Origin of the sequence: Streptomyces sp. NPDC035033, assembly GCF_040636735.1 — a bacterium.
In the GTDB taxonomy this organism is placed as follows: domain Bacteria; phylum Actinomycetota; class Actinomycetes; order Streptomycetales; family Streptomycetaceae; genus Streptomyces.
Window position 1 is genome coordinate 20,391 of record NZ_JBEZUZ010000096.1, and the last position, 8,526, is coordinate 28,916.

Consider the following 8,526-nt stretch of genomic DNA (forward strand, 5'->3'; position numbering starts at 1 on the left):
GGCGCCGGCCGGGCCCTGTGATGTGTGGGGTGGACGCAAGATCCCAGACGGGCGGGGTGGAGGGAAGCCTTCTGTCCGACAAGCCCGTTCACGTAACACAATCTTGACCTGAACATGGCGAAAGGGGGCGGATGTGCGCCGCCCCCTCCCGCCTCCGGGCCGCGGGACTACTTCAGGTACGGGCCCGCGGTGCCGATCTTCCCGGGGCCGTTCAGGACGTACACCCGCAGGTTGCCCTTGCCGGGCGCGCCGACCGTGAGGGTGCCGCCCGAGACCGTCTTCACGTCGCCGGTGACGGCGTCGGTGTACGTGCCGTTCGGGATGCCGGTGTACGTGGCGCCGCCCGAGACGGTGACGAGGGCGAAGCTGTCCGTCGAGCCGCTGGTGTAGCGGCGCTTGAACGCCATGCCGCCGGAGACGCCCTCGGTGGAGTACTGGCCCGTCTGCAGGGCGGGGATCGCCCGCCGGATCTCGTTGAGCCGCTGGACGTGCTTGACCAGGGGCTGCTGGAGGGTGGTCGCGACCTGGCCGCTCGCCTCGGAGACCTTCGAGAAGTCGGAGGCGGTGACGGTGCCGGCGAGGTGCGCGCCGTAGTAGGCGCGGCCGGTGGTCGCCAGCGGGCAGCTCGGCCCGCAGTCGATCTTCCGCCCCTTCTGGAACTCGATCTCGGAGCCGTAGTAGAGCGTCGGGATGCCGCGGAAGGTCCACATCAGGGACATGTTCTCGGCCCAGGCGTCGGTGCCGCCCGCGTACCGCTCGCTCGACTTGTTCGGCCCGTAGTCGTGGCTGTCGACGTAGACGACGTTGTAGGTGGCGTCGTTGTAACTGTCGTCCGAGTCCTTGCCGTTGGAGAAGGCGTTGTACGCGTCACCGAAGTTCATGTGCATCCGCATGTCGATGACGTGCATGCCGGAGAACCGGCTGTGGTCGGGCGCGTGGTAACTGTTGCCGTTCAGGAAGGCGTTGGTGGAGGTGGGCTGGTTGCCGGTGCCCTGCTGCTGCTCGTAGTCGTACATCTCCAGGGCGGCCTTGGTGTCGTCGGCGTCGTACTCCTTGCGCTCCTTCCAGGTGAAGAACTGCGCCGAGTGGTTCACCGAGCCGCGGTTCCACTTGTCGTTCACGAAGGCCGCGACCTCGCCGAAGACGAAGAAGTTCTTCGCCGCCTCGGCGCCGTGCCGCTGGGCGACGCGCTCCTGGATCGCGGGCAGGAAGCGGCGGTTCCAGGTGGTGCGCGGGATGTGCACGGCGGTGTCGACGCGGAAGCCGTCGACGCCCATGTCGATGTACTTGTTGTACGCGCCGATCAGGTGGTTCTGGACGGTCGCGTTCTCGGTGTTCAGGTCCGCCAGGTCCTCGTGCAGCCAGCAGGAGCGCGAGTCCTCGCCCTCCCAGTTGCCGATCCAGCACTGGTGGAAGAGCTCCTTCGGGAACATCCCCGACGTGGGGCTCGGCCACTGGCAGTTGTAGAGGGTGTACCCCTCGGGGCTCTTCCCGCCGGTCGGCTTCCCCCAGTCGACACAGGTGTTGCCGGTGGGCTCGGCGGTCGACCACAGGTCGCCGTTGTAGTACGACTTGCCGGTCTTCGGGTCGATCGTCAGGCCGTCGTACTCGAAGCCGGGCTGCTTCTCGTCGTAGTACCAGCTCCACTGGGTGTCCCGGACGCCGTACACGGTCGGCGTGAACAGGCCCTTGGCGCCCCACCGGGAGGAGTGGTTGTAGACCACGTCCTGGTAGATCTTCATGCCCTTGGCGTGGGCCGCGTCGATCAGGTCCTGGTAGGAGGCGCCGGCCGACTCCAGGCGCGGGTCCACCTTGTAGAAGTCGTAGCCGTGGTAGCCGTGGTAGTCGTAGTCCGAGCGGTTGAGGACGACCGGGGTGACCCAGACGGCGGAGAAGCCGAGGCCCTTGATGTAGTCGAGCTTCTGGATCAGGCCCTTGAAGTCGCCCCGGAACATGGGGTCGTCGTTGGCCGCGTTACCCGACTTCACGTGCTGGCCGCCGCCCCGGTTGTTGGCGGGGTCGCCGTCGTGGAAGCGGGCGGTGAGGACGAAGTAGATCGGGTCCTTGCGCGGGTCGGTGCCGAGCGGCTTGCCGTTCGCCGGGGCGGTGGGCCTGTCGCCGGTGGTGGCGGTGGCCGGGGCGGAGGCGGCCGAGACGTTCCCGGCGGCGTCCACGGCCTTCACCGTGTAGGTGTACGCGGTGCGTTCGGCGAGGTTCGTGTCCGAGAAGACCGTCGAGCCGACGTCCGTGACCACCGTGCCCGCTGTGCCGCCGGTGCGGGTGACCTGATACTTCGTCACGCCCCGGTCGTCGGTGGCCGCGTCCCAGGAGAGCAGGACGGATACGCCGTCGGCGGTCGCCGTCACGCGGGCCGGGGCGGACGGCGCCCGGGTGTCGGGCGGGGTGGCGGCGCAGGGGTCCGTGGCATTCGCCGTCACCACCCGGTCCCGGACGGTGGAGATGCCGGTGCCGAGCGCGTAGTCGGCGCCGCCGTTGTTGTCCCACACGCCGTTGCCGTTGTTGAAGGCGGCCTTGAGGGAGGTGGCGGCGCCCAGGTCGAGCTCCCGCTTCCACCAGCCCGCGCAGGCCGCCGTCATGCCCGTGCCGGGCACGGCCGTCCACGCCCCGCCGGCCGGCTGGTAGTGGACGTTCACCGTCGACCAGCCGAGCGAGGCCGAGGAGTAGTACACCGTCGCCTTGTTCGAGGCGGGCGGCGGGGTGCCGGCGCACGGGTCGGAGTGGGCGACGACGCCGTCCTTCACCGTGATGTTCCCGGTGCCGAGCGCGTAGTTGCGGCCGCCGTTGTTGTCCCAGGTGCCGGCGCCGTTGGTGAAGGTGGCCTGGAGCCCGGCGGCGGAGCCGAGGCTGACGGTCTTCTTCACCCAGTCCGTGCAGGCCGGCTCCATCGCCGTGCCGGGGACGGCGGTCCAGGCGCCGCCGTCGGGCGCCCAGTGCAGGTTGTAGGCGGCCCAGTTCTTCGTCTTCGTCCAGTAGTAGACCGTCGCCGTGTTCTCGGCGACGGCCGCCGCCGGGACGGCGGTGACGGGGGAGGCGGCGGTGCCGGGCGGCGCGGCCACCAGGCCGGCCAGCCCGGCGGCGGCGCCGAGCAGCGCGAGGGCGCGCCCGCGCGGCCGTGTGCGAGTGGGGGTCATCCGAATGCTCCAGACGGGGACGCGCGGACGGGGGCGCCGGCGGAGGAACGGGGATCGGCACCCCTGGAAGCGCATGCGGAAACTTGCGGAAACTTCTTGCGTCGCCGGGAAGTTACCCCCGTGGGACGCGCGCGTAAAGGGTCCGCGTCGAAGCGGTTCGAAACGCCGGGTTCACTTCCGCTTGAGGTACGGCTCCAGGAGCGTCCTCCAGGCCCGGTCGACGCGCCGGAACTCCGCAGGACAGAGCGCGGCGCGGTCGCGGGGCAACACCCCGTCCGGATTGCCCTCGGCGTCCACCGCGTCCGCGAACCGCTCGGGATCGGAGCCGTACAGCCAGCAAGCCCAGTTGAAGAAGCGCTGCCCGTCCGTCGAGTGGACGTCGGAGTACGCGGCCGCCCCCGGGTCGCCGCCCTCGGACGCCTCCCACAGGGCGCCCCAGGCGTTGACGGCGGAGACCGCGTACCGCTCGTGCCGCTCGTCGCCGGAGGCGAGGAGGAGGACGGCGAGCTGGTCGACCGCGTCCTCCTCGCGGCCGGTGACGGGCAGGTCGTAGAGGTCGACGAGGGCGTGCCCGAGCTCGTGGAAGAGGACGCCGTTCGAGAGGCCGACCACGTCCTCGTCGACGGCCGCGGCCCGCTCCGCCCGGTCGCCCTCGGTGTCGATCCGCCGGAAGACCTCCCGGGCGCCGGTCACGAAGCCGTAGCAGTAGGTGATCCGCCCGGTGCGCCGGTCCCAGAAGGGGTTCGGCGCGTCGCAGCTCGCCGCGCGGAGCGGAACGTCCCGGGGGAGGGCGATCCGGGCGTCGGCGTAGGCGGCGACGTCCTCCAGGACCCGCCGCTCGCTCAGGAAGGCGCGGGCGGCGCGCTCCTCGGCGGTCCCGGCCTCCGCGTAGGAGACGACGAGCCGGCCCGTCCCCGGGGAGACCCCGGTCGTGGGGGCGGGGGCCACCGGGGGAGTCGCCGCGCAGCCGGCGAGGAGGACCGCCGCCAGGACGAGGGGCGGGGCGAGGAGCCGGGCGCGGCGGTGGCGGGCGGCGGGCATCGGCGGCACCTCGTCTCGTGGGCGTCCCTGCCGACGAGCCTGGCCGGAGCGGGTGCCGGGGGCGAGCCCGCCGCGCCGGACGGGTGAGGCGGGGGAGGCGGAGACGAAGGGAGGGCCGGGGCGCGGGGAGCGGGCCCCGGGAGGGTCCGGGTCAGGCCCCGGGGAGGTCAGGGCCGGGGCCAGGGAGGGTCAGGGCCAGGCCCCGGGGACGTCAGGGCCGGGGCCAGGGGCGGCCCTCCAGCCGCTCGATGTCCCGGTTGAACCGCTCCAGGAGGTCCGCGAGGCGGGTCACGTCCTCCGGGGGCCAGTGCTCCACGATCCGTTCGATCCCGCCGATGTTGAAGGCGCGGTCGGCTTCCAGGCGGCGCTCGCCCTCCGCGGTGATGCGGAACTTGCGCGCGATGCCGCCCTCCGGGTCCGGGATGCGCTCCACCACCCCGGCCCGCAGCATCGCCGCGGTCTGCCGGTTGAGGGTCGAGGCGTCGAGCCCGAAGGCCTCCGAGAGCTGCCCGATGGACATCGGCCCGTGCATCCGGATCCGGGTGAGGAGCACGTACGCGCTGCGATCGAGGCCCCCGCCGCCGGCCCGGGTGCGGGGAGCGTGCAGATGGGAGTGCCGGCTCAGCAGCATGGTCTCGAACTCGACGCGGTCGGTGGGCTTGTCCGCGCCGTCGGTGGGCTGGTCCACGGGCTTGTCCATGAGGGCATTCTCCCCGCCCGGCGGGCCGCCCGGGCCGCCCGCCACCCGGCCGCGACGCCCCCGCGCGCGGTACGGGTACGGGGCCGGCCGGCCCCGTACCCGTACCGCTCACCGCGTCCCGTCCGCCTCCAGCGTGAACAGCGCCCCGTCCGGATCGCGCACCACCACCCGGCGCTCGGCCTCCGCCGGTTCCGGCTCCCGGGCCCCGCCCCACTCGCCGCCCGGCACCACCGAACCGCCGTACTCCGTCACCGCCGCCACCGAGGCCGCCAGGTCCGGCACCCGGAACCGCACCAGCCAGCGCGGCCGCAGCTGAGGCCGGGGCGACGCGGCCTCCACCGGGCCGCTGTCGAGCCGCGCCACCGCGATCCCCCCGCGGCGCAGCACCACCCGGTCCTCCTCGTACGAGGTCTCGCAGCAGCCCGGCATGTCCTCCGCCCAGCGCAGCACCCCGCCGTAGAACACGGCCGCGTCGAAGGCGTCCCGGGTGTGCAGCTCCACCCACGCCGGCGCGTCCTGCTCGCCCACCTGCCAGCGGGACACCAGCCGCCCCTCCCACACCGCGAACGCGGCCCCGTCCCGGTCGGTGGCCAGCGCCACCCGCCCCTGCGGCGGGTACGCGACCGGGCCCACGCCCACCGTGCCGCCCCGCTCCCGGATCCGGCCCACCGCCGCGTCCGCGTCCTCCACCGCGAAGAACACCGTCCACGCCACCGGCACCGCCAGCTCCGCGGCCAGTGCGGCGATCCCCGCGACCGGTGTGCCGTCCCGCTCGCCCACCGTGTACATCGAGCCCGCCTCCAGCTTGCCCGGCCGGAACGTCCAGCCCAGCACCGCGCCGTAGAACCGCTCCGCCGCGCCCAGATCCCGAGTCGCCAGACTCAGCCAGCACGGCGCGCCCAGCGCCTGCGCCGTCGTCGGTTCCGTCACCGGACCACCTCCTCACCCGCGCGCCCGCCGCCCGGACGCCACCTCGCGCGCCTTCCCCGGCAGACCGCCCGGCACACCCCGCTTCACCCGGCCGGCCCCCTGGTCCGTCAGGCGCCCCGGGACGCGGCCAGCGCCTCCGTGAGGTGGTGGTGCAGCAGGCCGAGCGGGGGGCGGTCCGGCGGGAGGAGGGGAGCGGCCAGCTTCCAGTAGCGGGCCATCACCGCCGTCTCCTCCCGGCCGAGCAGACCGGCGAGACGCCCCCGGAAGGCGGGGGAGTCCGCTTCCCCCAGGGCCCGGGCGTACGCGCCCGCGAAGCAGTCCAGGACGCCCCGGCCGCCGGGCGGGCGGCCCGCCAGCACCTCCGCGCCCGCCAGGCCGTACGCCTCCGCCAGCCCCTCGTACAGCACCGCCGGCCGGTACCGCTCGCCCCGCAGCGGCGGGGCCGGGGCCCGCTCCGGCCGGGGGTCCGACACCAGCGCGCGCAGCAGCGCGAAGGCCCGCACCTGGCCGGGCGACGGCTCGTCCGGCGGCACCGGGACGACCTCGTCCAGGACCCGCGCCACCAGCGGCGCCGGCAGCCGCACGGGCAGCGCCCGGCGCCAGAAGCGGACCACCGCGTCCGTGTCCGGCGGCAGCGCCGCCGCGCCCAACAGGGGCAGCAGATCGGCCCGTTCGGCGCCGTCGCACTCCGCGAGCAGCCGCAGCGACGCCTCCCGCCACGCCAGGGCCGCCCGCTCCCGGGCCACACCCCGCAGCTCCCCGGCGACCACGTCCGCCAGCCGCCCGTCGTCCTCCAGCGCCCGCGCCACCTCGGGCACGCCGAGGCCCAGGGCGCGCAGCGAGCGGATCTCCCGCAGCCGCGCCAGCGCCCCGGGACCGTACCGCCGGTGCCCGCCGCCGCTGCGCCCGGCCTCCGGCAGCAGCCCCCGGTCGGAGTAGTACCGCACGGTCTTCACCGTCACCCCGGCCCGCCCGGCCAGCTCCCCGATGCTCCACGTCCCGTCCGCGTCCACCCCGCACCTCCCGCGGCCGACCCTAACCGCCCGCGCGCGGAGTGGAATCTTCCCCAAGGGGAGTTCCTAGCCTGCCGGCGACCGCTACGGGCGACGAGTACGAGGAGGCGGGGATGACGACGTTCGTTCTGGTGGGGGAGGCGTTCACCGGCGGGTGGCTGTGGGACCGGGTCGCGGAGCGGCTGCGGGACGCCGGCGCCGGAGTGCTCGCGGTGACGCCGGACGGCGACCCCGGGGCCGGACTCGGCACGCACGTCCGGGAGTTGACCGCGATCGTGGACGGGACCGACGACCCGGAGGTCGTCCTCGTCGGGCACGCCTACGGCATCCACCCCGTCCTCGGCGCCGCCGACCTGCGGCCGGACCGGGTCTCCCGGGTGGTGTACGTGGCCGCCGGGCTGCCCTCGGACGGCGACCCGGCGCTGCTCCTCGTCCGCGACGAGACCGTCCGGGACCGGCTCGGCCACGACACCGCGCCGCTCCCCGCGCCCCGGGGGGAGGGGTGGGAGCGCTGGGGCAGCCTCGCCGGACTGACCGCCGGCGACCTCGCCCGCCTCGACCGCCTCGCGGTGCCGCAGCCCGCCCGTACGTTCACCGAACCCCTGCGGCTCGGCGGCGCCGTGGAGCGGGTGCCCGCGAGCGCGGTGATGTGCACGGCCGACGGACCGGGCGTCGACGTCGTCGAGATGCTCGTCCGGACGGGCCCGCCGCACCTCAGGAAGCTCGCCGGGCCCGGCTACGCCTTCTTCGAACTCCCCGCCGGGCACTGGCCGATGCTCACCCACCCCGCCGAACTCGCGGACGTGCTGCTGCGGTCGGCCGCGGGCGAGGGGCGGCGGCTGACGCCCGCCGGCGACCGGCCGAACTACGAGGAGGCGGAGTTCCTGCTGGAGACACGGGAGTTCCCGTACGAGCGGCACGGCCGGCTCGACGTGTATCCGCCGGACGGGGAGGGACGCCGGCCCGCCGTCCTCCTGGTGCACGGCGGCCCCGTCGACGCCGGCCGCGCCCCGACCCCGCGCGACACGCCCTTCTACCGGGGCTACGCCCGCCACCTGGCCGGGCTCGGGGTCGTCGGCGCCACCGTCGACCACCGGCTGCACGCCCTGACCGACTACGCCCGCGCCGCCGACGACCTCGCCGAGGCGGTCGGACGACTCCGCGCCCACCCCCGCACCGACCCGGACCGGATCGCGCTCTGGATCTTCTCCGGCGGCGGTCTCCTCGCCGCCGACTGGCTGGCCGCGCCCCCGCCGTGGCTGCGCTGCCTCGCCCTCTCCTACCCGGTCCTCGGCACGCCGCCCGGCTGGGAGACCGTCCCGTCCCGCTTCCGCCCGGTGGCGGCGGTCGCCGGCGCCGGGCCGCTGCCGGTCGTCCTCGTCCGCGCCGGACGCGAACACCCCGCGTTCGCGGCCACGGTGGAGGAGTTCCTCGCCGCGGCCGGGAAGCACGGCGCGGACGTCGAGATCGTCGACGTGCCGGAAGGACGCCACGGCTTCGAGGCGTTCGACCGCACGGACGCCTCCCGCGACGCCGTGCGCCGCGCCGCCGGGGCCGTACTCGACCGGCTGGACGGGGCGGCCGCCGGCCCGGCGCGGAGTCGTGCTCGGCGAAGGTCATCTCGTCGGTGCCGGTGGTCACGCCGGGCACGAAGCCCAGCACGCCGACCACGAGGAAGACCACGCCGATC

The 8,526-nt window shown here is 74.7% G+C and carries 5 protein-coding genes and 2 pseudogenes; 1 reads left to right on the top strand and 6 read right to left on the bottom strand.

The genetic code is table 11. From position 1 onward, the window contains the following. Nucleotides 1-167 precede the first annotated feature (167 nt). From AB0E83_RS29420 to AB0E83_RS29440, 5 genes are all read right to left on the bottom strand, one after another. Complete coding sequence (locus AB0E83_RS29420; protein WP_362118384.1) at nt 168-3,152, bottom strand: carbohydrate binding domain-containing protein; 2,985 nt, start codon at nt 3,150-3,152, stop codon at nt 168-170. A gap of 171 nt (nt 3,153-3,323) precedes the next feature. Then, nucleotides 3,324-4,193 carry a DUF4344 domain-containing metallopeptidase gene (locus AB0E83_RS29425; RefSeq protein ID WP_362118387.1) on the bottom strand — a complete coding sequence of 290 codons (870 nt, stop codon included), beginning with the start codon at nt 4,191-4,193 and terminating at the stop codon, nt 3,324-3,326. A gap of 211 nt (nt 4,194-4,404) precedes the next feature. Next, entirely contained in the window at nt 4,405-4,893 is a 489-nt protein-coding gene (locus tag AB0E83_RS29430) for a MarR family winged helix-turn-helix transcriptional regulator (protein WP_362118390.1), read from the bottom strand. 108 nt (nt 4,894-5,001) lie between these two features. Next, nucleotides 5,002-5,823 (bottom strand): VOC family protein, encoded by an 822-nt coding sequence (locus AB0E83_RS29435; RefSeq protein ID WP_362118393.1) that lies wholly within the window; start codon nt 5,821-5,823, stop codon nt 5,002-5,004. 107 nt (nt 5,824-5,930) lie between these two features. Next, entirely contained in the window at nt 5,931-6,836 is a 906-nt protein-coding gene (locus tag AB0E83_RS29440; RefSeq protein ID WP_362118396.1) for a MerR family transcriptional regulator, read from the bottom strand. A 773-nt stretch (nt 6,837-7,609) separates the two neighbouring features. Here AB0E83_RS29440 and AB0E83_RS29445 point away from each other — a divergent pair. Further along, nucleotides 7,610-8,344, top strand: a pseudogene (locus AB0E83_RS29445) (alpha/beta hydrolase); the annotation flags it as partial. A gap of 130 nt (nt 8,345-8,474) precedes the next feature. Here AB0E83_RS29445 and AB0E83_RS29450 read toward each other — a convergent pair. Continuing rightward, a pseudogene (locus tag AB0E83_RS29450) lies at nt 8,475-8,519 on the bottom strand (hypothetical protein); the annotation flags it as partial. Between the last annotated feature and the right edge of the window lie 7 nt (nt 8,520-8,526).